The sequence below is a fragment of the Caballeronia sp. NCF2 genome (assembly GCF_023631205.1).
In the GTDB taxonomy this organism is placed as follows: Bacteria; Pseudomonadota; Gammaproteobacteria; order Burkholderiales; family Burkholderiaceae; genus Caballeronia; species Caballeronia zhejiangensis.
This window is the reverse complement of record NZ_JALQDN010000064.1, coordinates 302,748-328,392: the sequence shown is the minus strand read 5'-3', so window position 1 is coordinate 328,392 and position 25,645 is coordinate 302,748. Positions and strand designations below refer to the sequence as shown.

Genomic DNA, 25,645 nt, shown 5'->3' with positions numbered 1-25,645 from the left:
TGCCTACTTTCTTTGCAGCAGCAAAGAAAGTAGGTGCCGCCCCGCACAGGGGCAACGCTAATAGACCGACGCGAATACGGGATCCGGCGACTACAGCAAAGAAAGTAGGTGCCGCCCCGCAAAGGGGCAACGCTAACAAACCGACACGTAATCGGGATCCGGCGCCAACACCCCGGCCATAGCAAGCAGCCCGCCGTCCAAAGCAGGAAACAGACTCCGCTGAAAATTATTCCAGCGCAGTTCGAGAATGGAATCTAAAGGATCGATGCTAGTGCCAAGCACATCAAAGATGACTTCACCAGAATCGATCCCGTTATCGACGTAATGAAACGAAGCGCCTGTCCGGTCGATCACCGGCGCCGGTTCAACGCGCATCGCGTTCCAATCGACTACGCGCTCGCCACGCGCCCCATGCAAGGCATCGAGCGTCGCATAAGCCCCTCGCCGTTCAAACGGCGAACCAAGCCGCGTAATCCCAGGATGAATATTCGCAATACGCCGGCAAAATTCCGCACCGGGCCGAACGAGTTCATCGAGAATCACGAGCAGCCCGTCGAGCACGACGAAGTCCGCATCGAGCGCACGCAGCTTCTCCAGCAAACGCTTCTCGAACGCGCTCTTCTGCGCCGCCCGCTCGCTCACCGCATCCAAAGCCAACCGCCGATAAGAAGAAGGAATCGCATGAAGAAGACTCGTCACCGGCACGCCCCGCACCGCGAGCTCCGGCGGATGAATCCACTGCCCTCCCGGCGCATAACGAAAACCATATCCAGCCAGTTTTTCGCGATCCCGCGGCGAGCCTTCGTCATCGTCGTAGATCACGCCTTCGAGCGAATAGAGATCGCCCAACGGCGATCCATTGAGTTGCTCGACGAGATACTCCAGCGGCGACTTCATATACCGCGTGCCGCCCTTGTATTCGATATGCTGTCCCGCGCGATCCGCCGCCGCGTTGCGCAAGGACATGATGTAGACCAGTTTTAGCTTCGTCATTGATTGCCGCTCGTTTCAAACATCGCCAGTAATAGTTTTCAAAGCGCCACGGCCATGCGGCTGCCGCTCGTCTCCGCCGCTTGCTTCACGGCGTGTTCCTGTCCGGCATCGGCAAGCGATGCCGCGATCTCATCCGAGCGCACAGCCAACACCGAAAGCAAGGTATCGGAAAGACCGTGGCTGTCTTCGCAGCAGCCTTGCAAATAGATGCGCGGCCTGAAGTTCGAAGGCGTGACAAGCCGATAATCGCGGCCCACATTGCGCTGCGCGAGCGCGTCGCCCAGATGCGGCGCAAGGCCGTCGAGCAGCGCGAGATGCGTGTCGCGCCGATAACCCGTCGCGAGCACGAGCGCATCGAAGCGCTCGGCGCGCGCGTGACCTGTCAGCACGTCGCGCATCGTCAACTCGATCTCGCCATTCGCGCGACGCGCCGCATTTTCGATGAGCGTATTCGCCAGCAAACGATGTCGCGCTTCATCGGAAACCTTCTGCAAATAGAGCATTTCGTAGATCTGCTCGATCAACGGACGATCGACGACCGCGTAATTCGTATCGCGGAAACGCTCGATCAGCGAGCGCCGCCCATCTTCCGATTGCGCAAAGACGATATCGGTGAACTCCGGACTGAAGATCTCGTTGACGAAGGGCGTATCGTCGGCCGGTTTGAGCGCGCTCGCGCGAATCACGAGCGTCGCATCGACATGCGGAAAACGCCGCGTGACATCGGCGAAAACTTCGGCCGCGCTCTGCCCCGCACCGATGATCGCGATGCGCTTCTTGCCGTTGCGACCATCGCCCGCGACGCGCTCGATCGAACTCAGATACGCCGACGAATGAATCACGTTATGCGGCCCGAGCGATGCGAACGGCTCAGGCACACGCGCCGCGCCGCCGACGCCGACCGACAATGCCTTCGTCACGCGACGCCACTCGCGCCCATCCGCTTCCTGCGATACGACGCGCAGCGCGCTCACATCGCCATTCGCTTCGAGCACGGGTTCGATCGCCGTCACGCTCTGCCCGTAATGCACGCGATCATCGAAGGCTTGCGCGACCCAGCTCAGATAGTCGTGAAACTCGACGCGCGTCGGATAGAAGTTCTTCAGGTTCACGAATTCGTTCAGACGCCCGCGCTCGAACAAATAGTTGATGAACGTGAAGCGGCTCGTCGGATCGCGCTGCGTGACGAGATCCTTCAGGAAGGAAATCTGCATACGGCAATCGTCGAGCAGCATGTCGCGATGCCAGCCGAATTCCGCTTGCCGTTCGATATAGCAATGCGTCATGTTCGACGCGCCGCGCTCTTCGGCAAGACGCACGGCAAGCGACAGATTCGACGGCCCAAAGCCCACGCCGATCAGATCGAATACGGTTTCTTTTTTCATTTCCCTGTGTCTCTCAGATGTCATTGATCGATGCAAGCGAGACGCGGCGTGCGAGCGTCGCGCCGAGGCCTGCGAAATGCGGCGTGGCGAAAACGTCATGAATAACGATGTCGAAGCCCGCTTTGCGCGCCGCATCGACGAAGCGCACGACCGCGAACGACGTCGCGCCCGCCGCGAAGAGATCGTCGTGCAGCGCGGGCGTCTGGCCGTCGAAGAGTTCGCTCCATAGGCTCGCGAGCGCTCGCGCTTCATCGGTCTCTTCATCCGATGCCATCGATGCCGCGAGTCCTTCAGCCTTTTCGAACGCGGCGTCGCATGAGTCGAATACATCATGCGGCGCGTGCGCAAACAGCTCTACAGTCGCGAGAAAACGAGTACCGAGCGTTTCGACGAACGCCCCATCCACGCGCTCGTTCGCATAAGAGAACGCGCAACTCACGCGGCCATCCGGATACTCCGTCACGTCCAGTTCGAGGTCGAACACGACGCGATGACGCACATCGTCGAAACCTTCGATCGCGAGGCCGGCCCAGTCGCGCGTCGCCATCGCAGCGGGGCGCAGATAGTTGAACATCACCTGGAATAGCGGATTGCCCGCGCCGGAACGCTGCGCGTTCAACGCGGACACGACATCGGCGAACGGCACGTCGGCGTGTGCGTAGGCGGCGAGCGCCGCATCGCGCACGGTCGCGAGCAAGGTCGCGGGCGTATCGTCATGCGTCATGCGGGTGCGCACGACGACTGCGTTGATGAAGAGTCCGAGTGCATCGCGCGCGCTGTCGCCCGTCGATTCGCGTGTCGATGCGAGCACGCCGACCGGCTGATCGCGCACGCCGGTCACGCGATGCAACGCCGCGTTGAGTGCGGCGTGCAGCAGCATCGGCAGCGTGGCATGGCATTCCACGGCGAGCGCGCGGGCGCGTTCGATGAGCGCATCATCGAGATCGAATCCGATGCGGCTCGCGAGCCATTGCGGATTCTCGATACGGCCCGCTGACGGCGCGGGCAATGCAATCGCCGTCAGATCCTTCAGCGCATCGCGCCAGTACGCGAGCCGCGCGCCCGTCGCCGATGAAGGCAACACCAGCGCATTCGATGCGCGCTTTGCAACCGATGCGCCCTTGCGCAAAGCGACATACGTTGCGCGGATATCGTCGAGCCAGATATCGATCGAAGTGCCATCGGAGACGATGTGATGCACGACGAGCGAGAGCACATGATCGTCATCGGCGAGACGCACGAGACGCGCGCGCCAGAGTTGCTTCGCACTGGCGAGATCGAACGGCGTGAGCGCGTCTTCATCGGTGATGCGCTTCGCTTTGTCGATGCTGCCGGCAACATCGATCACAGGCAACTCGAAGCGCCACATCGGCACGATGCGCTGACCCGGCAACGCGCCATCGCGTTCGACCAGTCGTGTGCGCAACGCCGGATGACGCGCGGCGGCTTGCGCAAGCGCTTCGCGCAACGCATCGGAATCGAGCGATCCGTGCAGCCGCAACGCGACCGGAATGTTGTATGCGGCGCTTTTCGGCTGCGCGCGCCATAAGAACCAGAGGCCGAGTTGCGCCGCGGAAAGCGGCCACACGCCGTGTTCGTCGGCCTCGAATACGCTCTGGCCTGCATCGGATGCGCCCTCGCACAGCCCCGCCTGCAACACGCGTTTTGCGTACTGCGACAACACCGGCGTTTCGAACAATGCGCGCACGGGCACATCGCGCCCGAGCATTTCGGCGATGCGCGTCACCACACGCACGGCCGCGAGCGAATGCCCGCCCAGTTCGAAGAAGTGATCGCCGCGGCCCACGCGTTCGACATCGAGCACGTCGCGCCAGATCTTCGCGAGCGCGGCTTCCGTGCCCGCAGCGGGCGCTTCGTGGATGCGCTCCTTCTTCGGCGGTTCGGGAAGCACCGCACGATCGACCTTGCTGTTTGCGTTGCGCGGCAACGCATCGAGCACGACAATATGCGCCGGCACCATGTAATCGGGCAGCGTGCGGCGCAGATGCGCATCGAGTTCGGCGGCATCGGCGGCGCGGCCCAGCGCGGCGCGTTCGCGTGCATCGGCTTTCAATTCGACATAGGCAACGAGCGCGGTGTGCGCGCCCTTGCCACGCACGACCGCGCACGCTTCGCGCACATCGTCGTGTGCGGCGAGTTGCGCTTCGATCTCGCCGAGTTCGATACGCAAGCCGCGCAGCTTCACCTGATGATCGACGCGGCCGATGAAATCGAACACGCCATCGGCGCGACGCCGCACGAGATCGCCGGTGCGATACAGACGCGCGCCCGGCTCGCCATACGGATCGGGCACGAAGCGCTCGGCAGTCAATGCAGGACGATCGAGATAGCCGCGCGCGACGCCCACGCCTTCGCCGCCGAGATACAGTTCGCCGATCACGCCGACGGGCAGCGGATTCAAGCGCTCATCAAGCACATGCGCGGTGCGCGCGCCGACAAGCGTGCCGATCGGAAGATAGGCGCAATCCGCGAGCTTCGCGGGATCGTCGCCGGGATTGAACATCCACAGCATCGGCGTGATGACGGTCTCCGTCGGACCATATCCGTTGACGATGCGCGCATTAGGAAACGCGCGGCGCATCAACGCGAAGGCTTCACGCGATGTCGCTTCGCCGCCCACCGTGATCGACTTCAACGTCGGCGGCGCGCCGTGCACGAGCGCCCATTCCGCAAGCTGCGTCGCGCAACCGGGCGGCACGTAGGTCATCGTCACGCCCTCTCTGCGCATGAGCTTGCAGGTCAGCGCGGGTGGCCATAGCGTATCGGTGGTGATCGCGACCCCCGCGCCGCTGATGTACTGCGAGAACCAGCCTTCGTGCGCGCCGTCGAAATTAACCGACTGGAACAGCATGAACGTGTCGCGCTCGGTCGCGCCATAACGTTGCGCGATGGCGACGCAATGGCGCGCGAACGATCCGTGATCGACGATCACGCCCTTGGGCTTGCCCGTCGAACCCGATGTGTAGATCGCATACGCCGCTTGCTCCGCGACGACATCGGGCAATGCGATGCGCGATGTTGCATCGTCGGCGTAGAGGGTTTCATCGTCGAGAAGCAGGACGCGTGCGCTCGCTGGAAGGGGCAACGCATCGATGCTCGCGCGCTCGGTGATGATGTGCTCGATGCGCGCATCGTCGAGAATCTGCGCGAGACGTTCGCGCGGATGACTCGGATCGAGCGGCACGAATGCGCCGCCCGACTTGAGCGCCGCGATCAGGCCGACGAGCAGATCGACCGAACGGCTCAACGCGACGCCCACGCGCATTTCAGCGCGCACGCCCGCATCGATGAGACGCTGCGCGATGCGCGTCGCGCGTGCGTCGACTTCGCTACGCGTGAAGGCGCGCTCCATATCCGCGACGCCGCGCGCATCCGGTCGCGCACGCGCATGGCGTGCGATACGTTCATGCACCGAGACGAATTCGGGCGCATGTTCAGGCGCATGGCGATTCCATGCGTCGAGCTGCATGCGTTCGTCTTGCGGCAACCATTGCAGATCGCCGACGAGCGTTGGCGGTGCGTCGAGTGCATTGCTCAACAACTCGACGAAGCGGCGCGCGAGGCGTTCAATGGCATCCGCTTCGAAGAGATCGAGCGTATAGACGAAAGCGGCCGCAAGCGATCCGTCCGCGCGTTCCTCGAAGTTCGCGGTCAGATCGAACTTCGCGAACGGCGCGCCGGAAGGCAATTCGGTCACGCGCACATCGGCGAACGAAGGCAACATGCGGCGCGCGCCATATGCCGCCATGACCTGAAACAACGGATGATGACTCGCACTGCGCACGACGCCGAGCGCTTCCACGACCTGCTCGAACGGCACATCCTGATGCGACTGCGCATCGACGAGCGCGGCTTGCGTTGTATCGACGAGCATCGAGAACGACTGCGTTGCATCGACGCGCGAAGCGAGCGTCAGCGTGTTGACGAAGAAGCCGACCAGTCCTGCCGTTTCAGCACGCTCGCGGTTCGCCGCGGGCACGCCGATTTGTATATGCGCCTCGCCCGATGCGCGCGCGAAGAGCGCGCTCAACGCGGCGAGCAAAACGGCGAAAGGCGTCGCGCGATATTCGCTTGCGATGACGCGCAATCGCGCCGCAAGCGCTGCATCGAGCGTGAAAAGATGGCGCGCACCGCGCGCGCTGCGCTCGCCGGGACGCGCTGCCGCGCCGGGCAGCATCAATACGTCGCGCGATGGATCGAGCCGTGCGCGCCAGAAGTCCAGTTGACGTTCGCGCTCGCCCGCATCGAGCCAGCGACGCTGCCAAAGCGCGAAATCCGCGTATTGAATGGGCAACGGCGCAACTGACACCGCTTCGCCGCACGCATACGCGCGATAGAACGAAGCAAGCTCGGCAAGCGCGATATCGGCGGACCACCCGTCCGACACGATGTGATGCGTCGTCAGAGAAAGCCAGTGCGTGTTCGCATCGAGTCTGATCAGATGCGCGCGCACGAGCGGGGCGTGAGCGAGATCGAAGGGACGCGATTCATCGGTGAGCGCGAGCGCCGTGGCGCGTGCCTCACGCTCGGCGACCGGAAGATGCTCGAGGTTCACCGAATGCCACGGACAGCGCATGGGCGCGTGCACGGTTTGCAGCACGCCGTCCGCGCCCTCGCTGAACGTAGTACGCAGCGCTTCGTGACGCGCGATCAACGCATCGCATGAAAGGCGCAGCGCATTCGCATCGAGTGCGCCATCGAGCTGAAGGCGCTCGGTGATGTGATACGCCGCGGGCTCGTCGATCATGCGCGCATGCAGCCACAGACGCGTCTGCGCGAACGATGCCGGCACGCTCGCTTCGCACGCATCGCCTCGCGTGCGCGGCGGAATCGGCAGCGTGCGAAAGTCGATGCCTGCATCAGCGAGTCGCGCGACGAACACCTTGCGCTGCGCATCGGGCAACTGCGCGAAGCGCGTCGCGAGCGAAAGCAGATCGGGTTTGGCCTGCGTCATGCGTGTCCTCTTTGACTTGCGGTTTTCATTGCGTCTCCAGTTCATCGAGCAAGGCATCGATGACGCTCGCGGCTTCATGCGCGCCGCCCTTTTCATCGCGTGAAGCCAGCGCGGCGTCGATCGCGGCGGCGCAGCGCGCAAGCGTGCGTTCATCGAACAGCGTGCGCAGCGGCAACGTGAGCGACCAGTGCAGATTGGCCTGAGCGTTCGCTTGCGTCGCGAGCAGCGAGTGGCCGCCGAGCGTGAAGAAATCGTCGTCGCGGCCGATGGCCTCCACTCGCAGCACGCGCTGCCAGATTGCGGCGAGTTCGCGTTCCGTCTGCGTTCGCGCCGCCGTCACGATGCGTTGCGTTCGCGCCGGGGCCGGCAGCGCGTTGCGGTCGCATTTGCCATTCGGCGTGACCGGCAACGCGTCGAGTGCCATCACACGCGCGGGCACCATGTACGCAGGTAGTTGCGAACGCAACGAATTCAGCACGGCGCTTTCATCGAAGGTCTCCGATGCCGCGCATGAGACGTAGCCGATCAACTGCTCGTCGCGCACGATCACGACCGCATCGCGCACATCCGGCTCGGCGCGCAGCAGCGCTTCGATCTCGCCCGGCTCGATTCGTTGTCCGCGCAGCTTCACTTGCGTGTCGATGCGGCCGAGATAGTCGAGCGCGCCATCGTCGCGGCGGCGCGCAAGATCGCCCGTGCGATACAGTCGCGCGCCCGCGACGAACGGGTCGGGCACGAAGCGCTCCGCTGTCAGCGACGGCCGTCCGAGATAGCCGCGCGCGAGTCCCGCACCGCCGAGATAGAGTTCGCCGATGCCGCCCGCGGCCACCGGATGAAGCGCTGCATCGAGCACATGCAGTTGCAGGTTCGCGATCGGATGACCGATAGGTACGGAAGCGGATTCGATATCGTCCGCGCTGCACGTCCAGTGCGATACGTCGATGGCGGCTTCGGTCGGACCATAGAGGTTGTGGAGCCGCGCGTTCGGCAAGAGCCTCGCGACGCGCGCGACGAGCTCGGGCGCAAGCGCTTCACCGCTCGCGACGATTCGCTCGATGCTCGCGCAGCGCTTCGCATCGCCGAACTCGTCGATATGCGCGACGAACGCCGCGAGCATCGACGGCACGAAATGCAGCGTGCTCACGCGATGCGCCTCAATGGCTGCGACGAGCCGCGCCGGATCGCGATGATCGCCGGGCGCGGCGATAGCGAGCTTCGCGCCCGTCGCGAGCGGCCATACGAACTCCCATACGGAAACGTCGAAACCGAACGGCGTCTTGTGAAGCACGACGTCGTCGCGCGTCAGGCGATAGGCGTCCTGCATCCACGCAATACGGTTCGCCAGCGCGCCATGCGTGTTGCCCGCGCCTTTGGGCTTGCCGGTCGAGCCGGACGTGTAGATGAGATACGCGAGATGCGCATCGGTGACGTCGATGGACGCAGTGAGCGTCGCGTCGCCTTGCATGAGCGCATCGACATCGAACACGCGCGCCGTCGAAGCAACCGACTCCACGCGCGCACGCAAGTGCGTTTGCGTCAACACGACAGCGGGTTTTGCATCGTCGAGCAGATAGGCGATGCGATCCGCCGGGTAATCCGGATCGATCGGCAGATACGCCGCGCCCGCCTTCAACACGCCGAACAGTGCAACGACCATGTCGAACGAACGCTCGACGCACAGCGCGACCGCCGTGTCGTGCGCGACGCCCGCTGCAAGCAACGCAGCGGCAACGCGATTCGCGCGCTCGTTCAACTGCGCATACGTGATGCGATTCACAATGCCGTCGACCGCGATCATCTCAAGCGCGATGGCATCGGGCGCGGCGTTCGCCATGCGTTCGAATTGCCGATGCAGTGGCAGGCTTTCGATATCGCTCCATGCGCGCGCTGTCGCATTGAAACGCGCGACGTCATCCGCGAGCGCGATCGTGCCGAGCGGCACATCGGGGTTCGTCGCAAATGCGTCGAGACATGTGGATAGCGCGCGATGCAGTGCCGCCACACGCGATTCATCCAGACGCGCCGCGTCGTATCCATAGTCGATGACGATAGCTTCGCCCGCCTCCACGACGAGCGTCAACGCGAAGTCGGTCGCTTCGATGTTGCGCAACGCGCGCATTTTTAGCGCGCGTTCGTCGCGGCCGGCCCATGCTTCATCGACGGGATAGTTCTCGAATACGACGAGCGTGTCGAACAACGCACCGCCGCCTTGACCTGCCCAGCGTTGAATATCCGCGAGCGGCGTGTGAGCGTGTTCGTGGGCTGCGGCGTTATCCGCTTGCAATTCGCGCAGCCATGCGGACGCGGCGCGTTGCGGCAGCGGCTCGGCGATCACCGGCAACGTGTTGATGAAGAGTCCCAGTACGCCGTCGATATCGGCGAGCGAGTCCGGGCGGCCTGCGACCGTCGCGCCGTACGCCACGCTCGCCTGATGCGTCATGCGCTGCAACACTAGCGCCCACGCGCCTTGCACGAGCGTGTTGAGCGTCACGCGCAGACGGCGCGCGGCGTCGGTGAGACGCGCGGTCATCGCAGGGTCGAGCGACGCGCGCCACGAGCGATGATCGTCGAGTGTCGGCGCCTTGCTCGCTTCGCGCTGCGCGATGCGCGTCGGTTCGCCGAGGCGTGCGAGACGGTCGGTCCAGAACGCTTGGTCGGCTTGCGCATCGCGTGTCGCGAGCCATTCGATGAAGTCGCGATAACGCGTCTTCGCGTGCGCGACGAACGGCTGCGCGCGCGGCGGCTCGATGTAGTCGCGCAGGACATCCGCGAACATGCGGGCCGTGCTCCAGCCATCGAGCAGCAGATGATGACGCGTCCACACGATGCGCCATTCATCGTCGGTGACGCGAATCAGCGTGACGCGCATCAGGGGCGGCGCGGCAAGATCGAAGCCGCGCGCGCGATCGTCGGCGAGCCACGTTTCGAAGGCGGCCGATGCATCGCTACGTTCGCGCCAGTCGATCACATCGAAAGGCAAGCGCGCCTGGCGATGCACGATCTGCATCGGTGCGGCTTCATCGGCGGTAAAGCCTGTGCGCAGGATGTCGTGACGCGGCACGGAAGCCTCGAAGGCCGCGCGCAGGCGGTCTACATCGGGCGCGATCAACGTTGCGGCAAACTGATTCACATACGTCGACTGCTCAGGCGCGAACAGCGAGTGGAACAGGATGCCCTGCTGCATCGGCGAGAGGGGATAGATATCGGCGATGCTGCGCAGATCCACAGGCAGGCGTTCGAGCGCCGCTTGCGTCAAACCGCCGTCGCGGGCGAGCGGGAAATCGCCCGGCGTCGCGCCTGCGCCTTTCATCGCGATGCGCCCGGCGCATGCAGCGACGATATCGGCGAGCGTGCCCTCGAATCGCTGCGCAAGCGCCTCGATCGTCGCGCGTTCGAATTGCGTCGCGCCGTAAACCCAATGCAGCCTGAGCGTGCGCTCCGCTCCATCGGCGACATAAGCGTGAATCGCGAGCGCGTTGCCGAGCGGACCGGAAGGATCGCGCTCGCAACCCGCGCCGCCGAAGCGCGGCGTGAACGCTGCGTCGCGCGAATCGAGCGAATCGAACTGACCGAGGTAGTTGAAGGTCACGCGCGGCCGCGGCAATGCTTCGAGCGAAGCGCGCGTCGCATCGTCGCCGAAATGGCGCAGCACGCCGAAGCCGAGACCTTTGTTCGGCACTGCGCGCAGCGTGTCTTTCGCGGCTGCGAGCGTTTCGATCGGCGATGCCAGCACCGGAATCGAAACCGGATAGTGACTCGTCAGCCATCCGAGCGTGCGGCTTGCGTCGATATCGTCGAAGAGCGGTTCGCGGCCATGTCCTTCCAGCTCCATGCGGCACGTCGCGCCGGTCGCATGAGCAAGCGCCGCGATCAGCAGTTCGATCGTCTGCGTGCGATAGGCGAGGTTGGCATCGGCGAGCACGGCACGCGTGAGATCGACTTCGAGCGTCTGTTCGATGACCGCGGCGTCTGCGTTCGTTGCCTTCGCTTGCGGATGATCGAGACGCAGGTCATCGCCCGCAGCGAGTGTGGTGATCCAGTATTTCGCCTCGTCTGCGAAGGGAGAGTGTGTGTCACGCGCCGCTGCCGCAAGGCGCGCGGCCCATTGCGACGCCGTCGCGCCGGTACGCGCAAGACTCGCGGTGCCGCGCGACTGCGCCGCTTGATATGCGCTCGACAGATCGTCGAGCAGGATGCGCCACGACACGCCATCGACGATCAGATGATGAATTGCCAGATAGAGCTTCGTGCGTCCGTCCGCAAGCGATGCAACGAGCGCGCATGCGAGCGGCCCGTGCGAAATGTCGAGCGTGCGCTGAATCGCATCGAACTGCGCAAGCGCATCCGTTTCATCGTTCGCGGCGACGGCTGCGAGCGGCAGCGTATCGAATGCCTTCGATGCCCGCACGATGCGCCATGCGTTAGTCGTGCCATCGCGCTCGAAGCGTTGCCTGAAGATAGCGTGATGCGTAAGCAGCGCATCCAACGCGCGCGCAAAGGCGTCGAGATCGAACGATGCATTCGCGTCGAATTCCACCGATTGATTCCAATGCCCGCGCTGCGGAATGTCGAGTGCGAAGAAGCGCAATTGCGCGGGCGTCAACGCTGCGCTTCCATCCGCCTGTTTCGTCGCGACGACAGGCGCTTTCGCTTCGTTCGTGTCGACAGGCTTCGCGACTAGCGCGAGTTGCGCGACTGTCGCGTTATCGAAAACCTGTTTCGGCGTGACGCGAAGGCCTCGCTTGCGCAGACGCGCGATTACTTGCAGCACGAGAATCGAATCGCCGCCAAGCTCGAAGAAGTTGTCATCGCGCCCGACGTGCTTCGCCTTCAACACGTCCTGCCATACCGAGGCGATGGCTTCCTCGGTGTCGCCGCGCGGCGTATCGCTCGTTACGACGGATTCGACCGGCTTCGATGCGATGCTGCGCAATGCTGCACGATCGATCTTGCCGTTGGCGGTCATCGGCAACGCGCGGAGCATGACGATCGTCGCGGGCACCATGTAGTCGGGCAGGCGCGCGCCGAGCGCATCGCGCAACGTCGAATCGTCTTGCGCGGAACCGGTCACGAACGAGACAAGCTGAAGACGCCCATCGCGATCGACGGGCAATGTTTCGGCCTGAGCCACGCCTTCGATCGCGCCCAATGCCGCGCTCACTTCGCCCGGCTCGACACGATAGCCGCGAATTTTCACCTGATCGTCAAGACGGCCGAGGAAGGCGATACGTCCATCCGCGAGCAGACGAACGCGATCGCCGGTCCGATAAAGGCGTTCGCCGCGCACGAACGGATGCGGCATGAAGCGCTCCGCTGTCGCCGCGGCGCGTCCGAGATAACCGAGCGCAACGCCCGGCCCGCCGATATGCAACTCGCCGATGCCGCCCGGCGGCACGCACGCGCCGGATGTATCGAGAACATAAGCCTCGGCATTGGGCATTGGGCGTCCGAGCGGCACGCTCTGCGCATTGCGTTCATCGTCGGCGAATGCAGACGCTTCGCACGCAATGGCGCCGACAGTCGCTTCCGTCGGACCATAGTGATTGATGACGCGGCACGAAGGCTTCAACGCCTTCACGCGATCGACCAGCGCCCACGGCAACGACTCGCCGCCCGTCACGAGCGCATGCGACGGCAACACATCGGCAGGATGCTGCGCTTCGAGCAGCGCGTGCAGATGACTCGGCACGATCTTCAGCACGCCCACTTCGCGCACGCGCATTTCTGCGGCAAAGCGATCCGGATCGAACGCGCATCGAGCAGGCAACAGATGCAGCGTGCGTCCCGAACACAATGCGCCGAAGAGCGTCGTATGACCGAGATCGGCGGCGACCGTCGAGACCATCGCCATCGATGCGCCAGGCGCGAACGCGAGTTCATCGAGCATGCCTTGCACGTAGTCGGCGAGCGCGCGATGCGGCACCGCTACGCCCTTCGGCGCGCCCGTCGAGCCCGACGTGAAGATGACATAAGCGGTCTGCGCAGGCGCAAGCTGCACGCGCGGCACGGCGGCATTCGCGAGCGATGCATCGTGCGCGAGCGTATCGACATCGAGCAGTTGAGCATTGCCGAGCGCGCGCGGCGCGTTGTCGTCGTTCATCGCGACGAGCGCGAAACGCGCGCCGCATGCGTCGATCGCGGCATCGATGCGCGCGTGCGGCATCGACGGATCGAGCGGCACCGCATAGGCACCCGACTTCATCGCGCCGATCAACGCAACGACGAAGCGCACCGAACGTTCGATGCACACCGCGACCGCCTGCTCCGCCTTCGCGCCTTTATGACGCAACGCGAGCGCGATGCGGTTCGATGCGTCGTCGAGTTCGGCGTAACTGATCTGCGTATGCGCGTCCGCAAGCGCGATGCGATGAGGCGTCGCGCTCGCGTGATGCGCGATCAACGCGAGGATATCGTCGGCTTCGAAGTTCAGTGCGCGGCCTCGTTGCACGTCGCGCTGGGGCATGCAATCGAGCGATGCGATCGGGCGCGACGGATCGCGCACCGCATCCGCGACGAGCGTCGCGAAGCTCGCAAGCCATGCGCGCGCGGTGGCTTCATCGATGCAATCGCACGCGTAAGCCGCGACGAGTTCGATGCCGCGAACATCGTCGGTGAAGTCGAGCGCGAAATCGAAACGCGCCGCGAGATCGGGGCCGGGCGTTGCAATCGCCGATGCGTTCGGCAACGTCGATGTCAACGCTGCATCGAACTGCTGCGCGAGCTTCACGCGCAGCCACTCGTCGCCACGCGCGACGGGCGGCTTCACTGCATCGAGCACGCGATCGAACGGCACGTCCTGATGCGCGAACGCATCGAGCGCATGAATGCGCGTCGCTTCCATCAGATCGGAAAACGTTTGAGCCGCATCGACGCGCGCACGCAACGCCAGCGTGTTCAGGCACAGGCCGATGAGCGCCGCCGTCTCGGGCCGCTGCCGATGCGCGACCGGCGTCGCAACAACGAAATCGTTTGCGCCCGTAAGCCGATGAAGCCACGCGTCGAACGCGCTCAGCAACACGACGAACGGCGACGCGTGCTTCGTGCGTGCAAGCTGACGCAATGCGTTCGACGTTTCGGCGGACAAGCGCAACGTTACGCGTTGCCCGCGATGATCGCGTTCGGCTGGACGCGCGCGATCCAAAGGAAGCGCGAGCGGTTCAGGCGCGGCATCGAGCGCCTTGCGCCAGAAGCGAAGCTGACGCGCGCCCTCTTCACCCGCGACGAGTTCGCGCTGCCACTGCGCGTAATCCGCGTATTGAATCGGCAACGCGGCAAGCGAAGGCGTTTGGCCTTGCGCGTACGCGCTATAAACATGCGCGAGTTCATCGAAGACGATGCGCGAGCTATAGCCATCCGTGATCGCGTGGTGCGCCGCCAGCATCAGCCGGTGCGATTCATCGCCGGACGATACGAGCGTCGCGCGCAACAGCGGACCATTCGACAAGTCGAACGCTTCGCTCGCGTGACGTTCTTCATCAGCATTCGAACTGTGATTCACACGCTGAATCGTCACCGGTAAGGACTTGTGAATGCGCTGCATGACGACGCCGTCTTCGTTCTCGACGAGCGTCGTGCGCCATGCCTCGTGGCGTTCGATCAAATGATCCAGCGCGCGTTGCAATGCGTTTACATCGAGCCTGCCGCTGATGTCCCAACGACCCGCGACGTGATACGCCGCGCCCGCGTCGCGCGTTTGCGCGAGCACCCAGAAGCGCTGCTGCGCGAACGATGCCGCGCGATCGACATAAGGCGCATCCGACGAAACCACGCTTCTCACGATGACCGGGTCGCTCGCCTCCTTCTCGCTCGCATCGATCGATGCGGCCAGTGCTTGCAGCGGCGGATCGTCGAAGATCGTATCGAGCCGCAGATTCACGCGCCAGTCGATGCGGATCGCCGCCTGCAACTGCATCGCCGCGAGCGAATCGCCGCCGCGTTCGAAGAAGCGATCAGCACGTCCGATGGGCGCGGCATGGTCGAGAATGCGCTGCCAAGTTTGCGCGAGACGGCGTTCGGTATCGGTCGCCGGCTCGATGTAATCCGCGTCGCGCGACATCGACGTTGCGCGATCCGCCTGCTTCTTCAACGCATCGCGATCGAGCTTGCCGTTCAACGTATAGGGCAGGCGCGCGAGCCTCACATACCGATGCGGCTGCCAGGCTGCGGGCAAATGTTCCGCGAGATATGCCTTCAACGCGGCATCGCTTACAGCTTCATGTGCGGGCGTGAAACAGGCGGTTAGTTGCACGCGTCCGTTCGTCGAATCGGCGAGCACGGCTGCGTCGCGAATGGATGGATGCGCGCGCAAACACGCGGCGATTTCCGCAGGCTCGACGCGCACGCCGCGAATCTGCACTTGGTCATCGATGCGGCCGAGATAGTCGTAGGCGCCATCGGCACGTTCGCGCGCGAGGTCGCCCGTGCGATAGATGCGCGCGCCCGGCTCGCCCGAAGCATCGGGCACGAAACGCTCCGCCGTGAGCGCAGCGCGACCGTGATAGCCGCGCGCGATGCACGCGCCGCCGAGCAGCAACTCGCCATCGTCGATGCGCGCGACACGCGGACCGATCACGCGTCCGATGGGCAGCGACGCATACGCATCGGCATCGTCGAGATCGGGCGTGACGTGCGGCTCGACGGGCCAGAGCATCGGCGAGATGACGGCTTCCGTCGGACCATATCCGTTGATGAGGCGCTGCGCCGCGAATACACGACGCACGCGCGCGAACGCTTCACGCGACAGCGCCTCGCCGCCGAACGCGAGCACGCGCAACGAGGCCGGCACGCCTTTGCGCTCGGCAACGGAAGCGAATTCGCGCAGATAAGCAGGCGGAAACGCGGCCACATTCACGCGTTCACGTTCGATCAACGTATGCGCTGCTTCGGGCGCGAACGGCGGCGGCGCCGTGATGACGACGCGCGCCCCCACGGCCAGCGGCGCGAGCCAGCATTCGTGCGCCGCATCGAAGTTCACCGATGCGAAGTGCAGCAAGCTGTCGCCCTCGCCGATGCCGAGCGCCGCCACAAGTGCATCGCAATGCGCGGCGAGCGGGCCATGTTCGACGACGACGGCCTTCGGCGTGCCCGTCGATCCCGACGTGTAGATCATGTACGCGGCTGCGCGCGGATGCGCGGGCGCAGCGTCGTTGAGCGTGGGCGCATCGGCGATGTCTTGCTCTACGTCGAAGCATCGCGTGAAGCGCGCGCGCATCGCATCGTCGGCGTGTCGATCGACGATGCCGTGCGCGAGGCGCGCATCGTCCGCGATCCAGTCGAGACGCGCGGCAGGATGATGCGGATCGAGCGGCACGAATACGCCGCCCGCCTTCAACACGGCAAGCAGCGCGACGAACAATTCACAAGAACGCTCGACGCATACGCCGACGCGCACTTCAGCGCCGACGCCCGCAGCGCGCAGGCGCGCCGCGAGCCGCGACGCGCGGGCATCCAGTTCGCCGCGTGTGAGACGTGCGTCGTCATGTGCATTGAATGCGAGGGCGGGCGCATCCGGTTGAAGGCGCGCGAGTGCCTTGATACGAAGATGCAGCGCGGTCGGAAAACTCGTCATCGGCATGAATTCCTTCGGGTTCCGGCCGCATCGGGAAAAGCTGCGGCACGAACGTGGGCCGCTGAAAATGCGGCTTCATTCGGGATGACGATTCGCGCGAAAAAATTTTTACCGCTTTTCATGCGCTAAAGATTCGTCGTGCTGAAACGTCTCTATGTAGAGGTGCGTTCAGCGCCGCTTTCCGACTTCAGTTCAGTGATGCCCTGCCAATGACTGCTATCCACGAGCCTTTAGATTCTTCCGCCACGCAGAAGCCCGCTGCGCGCCTCATCCTCGCGTTGCTCAAGCGCTCGCGCGGCGCATTCGCGGTGGCGCTCGTCGCCTGCGTGATGAACGGCATCGCGAGCGTGATGCTCGTCGCGACGCTCAATCGCGCGCTATCGACGCCTTCATCCGCCGATGGCGCGCTCGCCTGGCGCTTTGCGTTGTGCGCGGTCATCGCGCTCTTCACGCGCGTCGTATCGGGCGTGCTGTTCGCGCGGCTCTCGCAGGACACGATGGCGCAACTGCGCGAGCATGTCGCGCGGCGCGTGGCGGCGGCGGAGTTGCGCGATGTCGAGCGCATCGGCGCGGCGCCCGTTCAGTCCGTATTGACCGACGACGCCACCAATGTCTCCATGCTCTTCTTCGCGTTGCCGAACATCGTGATGCACGGATCGATCGTGTTCGGCTGCCTCGGCTATCTCGCGTGGCTGTCGTGGCCGGTTTGCCTGCTCGCGCTCGCGGCGATCATCACGGGATCGCTCGGCTATCACCTCGGCGACAAGCGCGCGATCGCTTCGCTCGAAGCGGCCGGGCAATCGCAGGACAAGCTGTTCGGCTATCTCGGCGCGCTCTTTGCGGGCGCGAAGGAATTGAAGCTGCATCGCGCGCGCTCGCAGCAGTTCGTCGATGGACAACTCGGCGCGGCAATCGGCGAAGTGCGCGATCATCGGCGGCGCGCGTTCAGCGCCTATGCGATCGGCGTGGGCTGGATCATCTTTCTGTTCTACGGCTTTCTCGGTGCTGCGGCGTTCTGGCCATCGCTCGGCGTGCGCGCGGATGCGGGCGCGACAGCAGGCTACGTTGTCGTGTTTCTGTTCATGCTGGTGCCGCTCGATGGTCTGCTCAACAACATTCCCACGCTGAACGCGGCGCGCGTTTCGCTGGCGCGCATCGAGAACGTGATGGCGGAGTTCGGCAGTCTGCGCCTATCTTCTGTTTCTGTTTCCTCCGCCGATGATGCGGGCTTTCACACGCTCACCATGCGCGGCGTCGCGCACTCGTATTTCCATGAACGCGACGAGCGCATGTTCCGCATCGGTCCCGTCGATCTGACGTTCAGGCCGGGTGAACTCGTGTTCATCGTCGGCGGAAACGGCAGCGGCAAGACCACGCTTGCGAAAGTGCTTACAGGGCTTTATGAGCCTGAATCGGGCGTGATCGAAGTCGATGGCGTCGCGGTCGATGCAACGAATCGCGCTGCATATCGCGAGCGTTTCACTGCCGTGTTCAACGACTTCCATCTGTTCGATGCGCTGCTCGGCATCGTCGATCCGAACGATGCGTCGCGCGCGGCCGCGGATGCCCGCGCGAATGCGCTCGTCGCGAAGCTGTCGCTGGATCACAAGGTGAAGGTCGTCGATGGCGCGTTCTCGACGCGCTCGCTTTCCACAGGTCAGCGCAAACGGCTTGCGCTGGTGGTCGCGTATCTCGAAGACCGTCCGCTCTATCTCTTCGATGAATGGGCCGCCGATCAGGACCCGGCATTCAAAGCGGTGTTCTACGAGCAGTTGTTGCCGGAGTTGCGTGCGCGTGGCAAGACTGTCATCGTCGTGACGCATGACGACCGCTATTTCTCCATCGCGGATCGCGTGCTGAAGCTGGAGAACGGAATGGTCGTGAACGAGACGCGCGGCGGCGGCGTGAGAGCGGCAACGCTCGACGTTCAGGCGAATGGCACATCGGGTTGAACGATGAACGGGGCGCAAGGCCCCGTTTTTTCAATGCTTCGGCAACGCAAGCAGCTTTTCGGTAATCATGTCGCCGAGCTTCAACGCCGACATCGGCCCGCCGAATCCCCAGATATTCGGTTCGACGAGCGTCACGCGCTGTGCCTTCTTCGCGGGCACGAAGCGCCATATCGGCGAATCGAGTGTGGCATCGACGGACGTCGCCGCATTCGATGTCGTCACGAACAGCACGGCCACATCCGGCCGCTTCAGGAAGTCCGCCGACGTCACATACACCGTGCCTTCGCGCGTGGGCTTTTCAGGCCACAGATGAACGCCGAGCGCACGCGCGACGCCCGCCGCCGTGCTGTTACCCGTATAAGCCCAGTATCGGTCGGGCAGGCCGAGGTCTTGCAACAGCGCGAAGCGCGTGCCCGTCAAACCCGCTTCCTTCAGACGCGCGGCATCGCGAGCCAGTCCCGCATCGAGCTTGGCATCGGCGATGCGCGCCTGCTCTTCGCGTCCTGTCATGCACGCGATCGTGTGAAAGATGCTGCGCGTCCATTCGAGCTGCGTGCGCGCGCCATCGGCTTTGCCGTTCTGCACATCCGGGCTGAATTGAAACAGCACCGTCGGCGCGATGCGATCCAGCGCCGCGAAAATCGGCGCATGTCGATAACCCACGCCGATGATCAGATCCGGCCGCGTCGATGCGATCGCTTCCAGACTCGGTTCCTGACGCGTGCCGACCGTCGGCACGCCTTCGAAGCGCGCGCTGTCGTAGCCGATCCAGCCGTCGTAATACTCGGGATCGACGACACCGACGGGCGTCATTTCGATCGCGGCCACGTCTTCGGCGAACATGAATTCGAGCACGACGATGCGCAACGGGCGCGCAGGCATCGTCTTGCTGAATTGCGACACGGTCGGATTGCCGGCGAGCGGCGCGCAGGCGAGCGCGCGCTGACCGCAGAACGCGATGCACAGACACGCTCCAAGCGCTATCGAGAGATGGCGTCTTGCAAAGCGAGTTCTTCGTCGCGCATCGTCAAAAGCAGCGGGCAGCTTGCGCACAGTTGCGTCTCTCCGGGAATCTCATAGCGCACGCAGCATACGCGGCGCGCGCGAAACGGGTTGGGCAGAACCGTCGATCGCGGCGTCGCATCGCGGATCGGCGTGCGCAGCGGATTCGCATCGCCGGCGCGAAAGAGCCAGGCCGCGTCGATATCGGCATCGCTGAAAATCGACCGGCAATTCGCGAGCAAATAGTCCAGCACGTTGCCCGCGTTGCTCCACAGCACGCGCGGTGCGATCTTCGTCATGCCCGCGATCATGCCGATCACGCTGTCCAGATGCGCGACGAGACTCGCATAGCGGCGCGCGGGATCGGCATCGGGTGCGCGCAATGCATCGGCATCGAAATGAAGCGCGGCGGGCATGCCCTCTTTCAGCACGAGATGCGTGCGTTCGGGCGACATATCGAGCGGACGCCCGAGCAGCCTCGCCGCCGCCACGCCCGCGGGCGCCGCGAGGCCGAAGTAGTACTTGCTCCATTGCGACAGCAGCGCGCGCGCATGAAGCGCGGCATCGCCGCCATAGAGCGCGATCATCGCGGCGAGCAATGCATCGCGATGATCGGCGAGCGATGTCAGCGCGATGCGTTGTGCATCGTCGTCCGGCTTGCCGAGCCACACGTTCTGCAGATACGGCGCAAGCTCGGGCGGCGCGAATTCAGCGAAGGAACGCGCTTGCTCTGTCATCGCGCGCGGCCCTTCTCGCGACGCGTTTCGATGACGAGCAGCGCCAGCATGTAAGGCGCGCCGATCAGCGCGGTCAGAACGCCCGCCGGAATCTCACGCGGCGCGAGCAGGGTGCGCGCGGCGAGATCGGCGGCGGCGAGCACGAGCGCGCCCAGCAATGCCGCGAGCCAGAGCCGCGTGCCGTGCGTGCGCGCGCCGAGCATCGTCGCGAGATGCGGCGCCATCAGGCCGATGAAGCCGACCGGCCCGACCGCCGCCACCGCCGCGCACGCGGCGAGCGTCGCGACCGTGAGCACGAGCGGACGCAAGAGCGCGATCGGCAGGCCGAGCGCCAGCGCCTGTTCGTCGCCGAGCGCGAGCAGATCGAGCGGACGCGCGAGCAACGCCAGCACCGGCAGCGCGAGCGCGCACCACGGCAGAATCGTCGCGACTTCGCCCCAGCTCCGCCCATACGTGCCGCCGACGAGCCACACGACAAAACGCGCCGGCTGCACGCTCTGCTGCGTGATGAGCCATTGCGCGAGCGTCGTGCATAACGTGCCGATGACGATGCCCGTCAGCGCCACCGCGAGCGGCGCGTATCGATGCCGCCGATTGAAAAGCAGCGTGATGCCGAGCGTCGCGCCGCCGGTCAACGCGGCCGCCGCGAGAAAGAGATGCCCGGCGAGCGGCCAGATCATCAGCGCGGCGAGCGTCGCGAGACCCGCGCCTTGCGTCACGCCGAGCACTTCCGGTCCGGCGAGCGGATTGCGCACGATGCTCTGCATCAGCACGCCGCTCGATGCGAGCAGCGCGCCCGCGAGCAACGCGCACAAAAGACGCGGCACGCGCAGTTCGAGCAGCATGCGGGCGATGTCGTCGCGGTGCGCGAGCGCATCGATCCAGCGTGCGGGGCCGAGCATCGTCGGACCGATGGATGCGCCGATCGCGAGCACCGCGCATCCGATGGCGAGGAGCAAAGCGGCGAGCGCAGGCGACGGCCACGCGGACAACGCCCGCACCGCGCCCATGCCGCGCCGCGCCGATTCGCGCGCCTGGCCCGCGTGCAGCGCGCCGGACCACGCCGCGCCGCTCCTGATCATCGCGAGCATCAGCGGCGTGCCGACGAATGCGATCGCGACGCCCGTCGACAAGGTCGAATCGAGATCGAGCGCGAGCACGGCGCTGTCGGTCGCGAGTACGAGCGCGCCGCCCGCGAGCGCGGAGAGCGGCACGAGCGCCGCGAGCTTCGACGCTTTCGCGCCGCGCAGATGACGCAGCAGATTCGGCGCGATCAGCCCGACGTACGACAGCGGGCCCGCGATCGCCACCGCGACGCTCGCGAAGCCGACCGCGACCGTCATCGCGAAGAGACGCGTCGCATCGACGTTCACGCCGGCGGCGACAGCGGCATCGTCGCCGAGCGCGAACGGATCGAGCGGGCGCATCACGAACGGCAGCGCGAGAAGCGGCAACACGAGCCAGCGCAGCGCCGACATCAATCCCGTCGCGCCGGGCTGATACAGACTGCCGCTCGCCCACAGCGACGCGCCGACGACCGTCTGCTCGAAGAACGCGAGCAAGAGCGTCGAGACCGCGGAAAAAAGCAGCATGCACACGCTGCCCGCGAGCACGAGGCGCAAGGGCGTCGCGCGCCAGCCGCCCGCCGCGGCCGCGACGCAACCCGCCGCCGCGAGCCCGCAGACGAACAGCAACGGCACCGACGCCGCGCCGACGACCTCCGGCGCGATCATCGCCGCGAGCAGCCCGAGCTGCGCGCCGCCGGTGATGCCGAGCAGATCGGGCGCGGCGAGCGGGTTGCGCGTCAGCGCCTGAAAGAGCGTGCCCGCGACCGCGAGACAGCCGCCCGCGACGAGCGCGGCGGCCACGCGCGGCGCGCCCAGATCGAAGAGAAAGACATGCGCGAGACGCGCGGCATCCGTGCCCGATGGCGCATCGAGCCACGCGCGCAGTTCGGGATAGAGACGCAGCGCGGCCAGCGCGAGAATCAGCGCGATCAACGCACACGCGATCGCGCCCGCGCGATTCGGCGCGGCCACGCGATCCCGCGATGCGTTTGCCGTGGCGAGCGTCGTCATGTCGTTCGGCGTCCGGCGATCAGATCGATGACGAGCGACACGCGCGCCCAGAACGAATGCGCGCGATGCAGGCGGCGGCGAGTCGCGAGCGTCGTCATGCGGCGATGCTCCGTTCTTCGACGCCATCGTAAGCGGGCACGCACATCGGCGCGCCCGTCTGCGGATGCGTGACGCGCAGCATGCGAACGCCGAAAGTCTCCAGCAAATGACGCGGATCGATCATCGCTTCGGGCGAGCCTTGCGCGACGATACGCCCCGCGCGCATCAGCACGATTTCGTCGGAGAACGCCGCCGCCTGATTCAGGTCGTGCAGCACCCAGACGATCGTGAGTCCGCGCTCGCGATTGAGCCGCCGCAATTCCCGCAGGATGTCGAGCTGATGATGGATGTCGAGGTACGTCGTCGGCTCGTCGAGCAGCACGATCGGCGCTTCCTGCGCGAGCGCCATCGCGATCCACGCACGCTGACGCTCGCCGCCGGAAAGCGCGGCGACATCGCGCGCGGCATCGTCGACGAGTCCGCTCGCGTCGAGCGCCGCATCGATCGCCGCGTGGTCCGCGCGCGTGAGACCGCGCATCCAGCCGCCGTGCGCGTAGCGTCCGTAGGCGACGAGTTCGCGCACCGTGAGTCCCGCCGGAATCTGATTGAACTGCGCGAGCATGGTGAGCGTGCGGGCGAGCGCGCGGCGGCGCATCGATGCGAGCGGCTTGCCGTTCACGTCGACCGATCCCGCGCGCGCCGCCTGCAAACCGGCGAGCGTGCGCAACAACGTGCTCTTGCCGCAGCCGTTCGGTCCGCATAACGCGGTGACGCGCCCTTCGGCGATATCGATGTCGAGGTTTTCCAGCACGACGTCGTCGCGATAGGCGACCGTCAACGAACGCGCGCGCAGCGCCACGGGCAATGTCATCGCGCCTCGCGGTAACTCTGCGCCATCGCCACGACGACGCGGCGCGGTCCTTCGAACGGATCGCGCGCGTGCGCGGTCAGCATGTTGTCGAGCATCAGCACGTCGCCGGTGAGCCACGGAAATGCGATGCGCTTTTCGTCGAGCACCGCGCGGATCTCGGCGAGCGCATCGGCTTCGAGCGGCGCGCCGTCGCCGTAAAAGACGTTGCGCGGCACGTTTTCCAATCCGACGGCATCGACGAGCGCTTCCTGCATGTCGTCGTCGAGCGCGGAAAGATGAAAGAGATTCGCCTGATTGAACCAGACCATGTCGCCCGTGCGCGGATGCCGCGCGACCGCCTGACAACGCTCTTCCGTGCGCAGCAGCAGTTCGCCGTCGTCGCTGTCGCGCCACGCGCAGGCAATCCCGCGCGCCGCGCAGATGCGCTCGACCTCGCGCGGATCGTCCGTGCCGAACGCGTTCTGCCACGGCAGATCGAGTCCTTGCCCGAAGTTGCGCACGTACAGCAGCTCGCGCTTCGCGAAGCGTTCGACGAGCGCCGGACCGAGCGCGCGATACACCGCGCGGCTGTCGGCGATCGGCGTCGCGCCGCCCGCACGCGCCGCGAGCGCGCAGTGGAACCAGATGCGCATCGGCCATTCGCGCGTGTACGATTGCTCGTTGTGCAGCGGAATCGAGCGATGCGGCGGATATTCCGTCGACGTGTACACCGCGCCCTCGACCTGGCTGCGCGGCGTCGAGGCGAATTCGTAGCCGATCAGCGGATCGCCGAACGACGCGGCGAATTGCTGGAACGCCTCGATCGACTCGACGCGAAAGCCGGTGAAGCGCACGCCGCCCGCGCGTTCGAGCGATTCCGCGACGATCGAATGCAGCAGCGGCGCGGCATCGGCGAGCGACAGATCGACGCCCGCGCGCGGCGATACGACGACCGGCAAGCCCGGCTCGATCCGCAGATCGGCGAGCGCGGGCGCGGTCACGGAGAGCGCGCTCATCAGTTCAGGCTCGCGCGGGCTTGTGTGGCGATGGCGTCCATGTGACGGCGCAGGCTCGCGGGGCGCATGTCGGTCCAGACCTGTTCGATGTACGCGAGGCAATCGGCCTTCGCGCCGCGCTTGCCGGCTTCGCGCCATCCCGCGGGCACGTCGCGGAACGTCGGCCAGATCGAATACTGCTCTTCGTCGTTGATGACGACCGTGTAGACGAGATCGTCGGCTGCGTGGTTCTGCTGTTGCGACATGGTGATGTCTCTCTCTCTGCGAGTTGGCCTATATCGACTAGACGGATGAGCGGCGCGCTTTTTTACCGCCGACGAACGCCGGACACGCGACATTGCGTTCGCGCGCGTCGAGGCAAGCGGCGCAATGCTGCTGGGCGTCGCGCACCATGAAGTGCACGAGCGTCTGCGAGACGTTCAGCGCGCGCGCCGCGCTTTGCAGCGTCTCGTCGCGCAGCCGCACCATTTCGAAGGCGGCGCGATTGCGCTCGGGCAACTGCGCGAGCGCATCGCAGACGCGGTGCAGCGTGTCGCGGGCCTGCGCGCGCGCTTCGGGCGAGAGTTCGTGCGAGGGCACGTCGAGGCCGTCCTCCTCGTCCGCGCGATAGATGTTTTCGAGGCTTTGCCGCCTGCACGCGTCGATCGACGCATTGCGCACCATGCGCGCGATGTAGCCCATCGGCTGACGCACGGCGTCCTGCTGCGGCAAGTCGATGAGACTGACGAAGACGTCATGCACCACGTCCTCGGCACGGCTCGCGCAACCGACGACGCCGCGCGCCATGTTCACGAGCATCTGCCGGTTGGCGATGGCGAGATCGAGCAGGCTGCGCCCGGTGGCTTCGCGCTCGGGCGGCGCCGGACGCGCGACGGCGGGTTCGCGCCGATGCCAGTAAGCATCGAGAGGCAGATTCGAAGGCGGCGGCGAGGTCGAAGAACGCTTCGACGATGCCGGCTGTATGTGCATGTAAGCCATAAATCGTGCTCCACTTCCGTAGGAGTCGCGAAGCTAACGTAAACGCGAATCGTTCTCAATAAAGCCCTACAT

12 protein-coding genes are annotated in these 25,645 nt (G+C 65.2%); 1 reads left to right on the top strand and 11 read right to left on the bottom strand.

All coding sequences use genetic code 11. The annotated features are described in order from the left end of the window. Nucleotides 1-132 precede the first annotated feature (132 nt). Genes NCS02_RS24595 through NCS02_RS24580 form a run of 4 tightly spaced genes read right to left on the bottom strand, consistent with a single transcriptional unit; the run spans nt 133 to nt 16,921 of the window. Entirely contained in the window at nt 133-993 is an 861-nt protein-coding gene (locus NCS02_RS24595; protein ID WP_008347648.1) for a formyl transferase, read from the bottom strand. A 38-nt stretch (nt 994-1,031) separates the two neighbouring features. Continuing rightward, the gene (locus NCS02_RS24590) at nt 1,032-2,378 is read right to left on the bottom strand and encodes a lysine N(6)-hydroxylase/L-ornithine N(5)-oxygenase family protein (protein ID WP_250503571.1); all 1,347 of its coding nucleotides are present in this window, start codon (nt 2,376-2,378) and stop codon (nt 1,032-1,034) included. A gap of 13 nt (nt 2,379-2,391) precedes the next feature. Next, nucleotides 2,392-7,353, bottom strand: a complete 4,962-nt coding sequence (locus NCS02_RS24585) for a non-ribosomal peptide synthetase (RefSeq protein ID WP_250523319.1) — start codon at nt 7,351-7,353, stop codon at nt 2,392-2,394. A gap of 25 nt (nt 7,354-7,378) precedes the next feature. Next, nucleotides 7,379-16,921: a non-ribosomal peptide synthetase gene (locus NCS02_RS24580; protein WP_250523318.1), complete on the bottom strand. Its 9,543-nt coding sequence runs from the start codon at nt 16,919-16,921 to the stop codon at nt 7,379-7,381. A gap of 209 nt (nt 16,922-17,130) precedes the next feature. Between NCS02_RS24580 and NCS02_RS24575 the strand changes: the two genes are divergently transcribed. Then, a complete protein-coding gene (locus NCS02_RS24575) occupies nt 17,131-18,873 on the top strand; it encodes a cyclic peptide export ABC transporter (protein WP_250520029.1) in 1,743 nt (580 codons plus the stop codon). Between the two features lie 30 nt (nt 18,874-18,903). On the opposite strand, the gene NCS02_RS24570 is transcribed toward NCS02_RS24575, so the two are convergent. From NCS02_RS24570 to NCS02_RS24540, 7 genes are all read right to left on the bottom strand, one after another. Continuing rightward, nucleotides 18,904-19,857, bottom strand: coding sequence for an ABC transporter substrate-binding protein (locus NCS02_RS24570; protein ID WP_502800900.1), 954 nt, complete (start codon nt 19,855-19,857; stop codon nt 18,904-18,906). Then, nucleotides 19,854-20,612: a siderophore-iron reductase FhuF gene (gene fhuF, locus NCS02_RS24565; RefSeq protein ID WP_250503567.1), complete on the bottom strand. Its 759-nt coding sequence runs from the start codon at nt 20,610-20,612 to the stop codon at nt 19,854-19,856. The genes NCS02_RS24570 and fhuF overlap by 4 nt, the downstream gene beginning before the upstream one ends. Continuing rightward, nucleotides 20,609-22,690 carry a Fe(3+)-hydroxamate ABC transporter permease FhuB gene (fhuB, locus tag NCS02_RS24560; protein WP_250523317.1) on the bottom strand — a complete coding sequence of 694 codons (2,082 nt, stop codon included), beginning with the start codon at nt 22,688-22,690 and terminating at the stop codon, nt 20,609-20,611. Before fhuB ends, fhuF begins: the two co-directional genes overlap by 4 nt. 94 nt (nt 22,691-22,784) lie before the next feature. Then, nucleotides 22,785-23,600: an ABC transporter ATP-binding protein gene (locus NCS02_RS24555; RefSeq protein WP_250437156.1), complete on the bottom strand. Its 816-nt coding sequence runs from the start codon at nt 23,598-23,600 to the stop codon at nt 22,785-22,787. Beyond that, the gene (locus tag NCS02_RS24550; RefSeq protein WP_008347633.1) at nt 23,597-24,595 is read right to left on the bottom strand and encodes a TauD/TfdA family dioxygenase; all 999 of its coding nucleotides are present in this window, start codon (nt 24,593-24,595) and stop codon (nt 23,597-23,599) included. The genes NCS02_RS24555 and NCS02_RS24550 overlap by 4 nt, the downstream gene beginning before the upstream one ends. Continuing rightward, nucleotides 24,595-24,840, bottom strand: a complete 246-nt coding sequence (locus NCS02_RS24545) for an MbtH family protein (protein WP_008347630.1) — start codon at nt 24,838-24,840, stop codon at nt 24,595-24,597. Before NCS02_RS24545 ends, NCS02_RS24550 begins: the two co-directional genes overlap by 1 nt. A 37-nt stretch (nt 24,841-24,877) precedes the next feature. Continuing rightward, complete coding sequence (locus NCS02_RS24540; protein ID WP_008347629.1) at nt 24,878-25,573, bottom strand: RNA polymerase factor sigma-70; 696 nt, start codon at nt 25,571-25,573, stop codon at nt 24,878-24,880. Between the last annotated feature and the right edge of the window lie 72 nt (nt 25,574-25,645).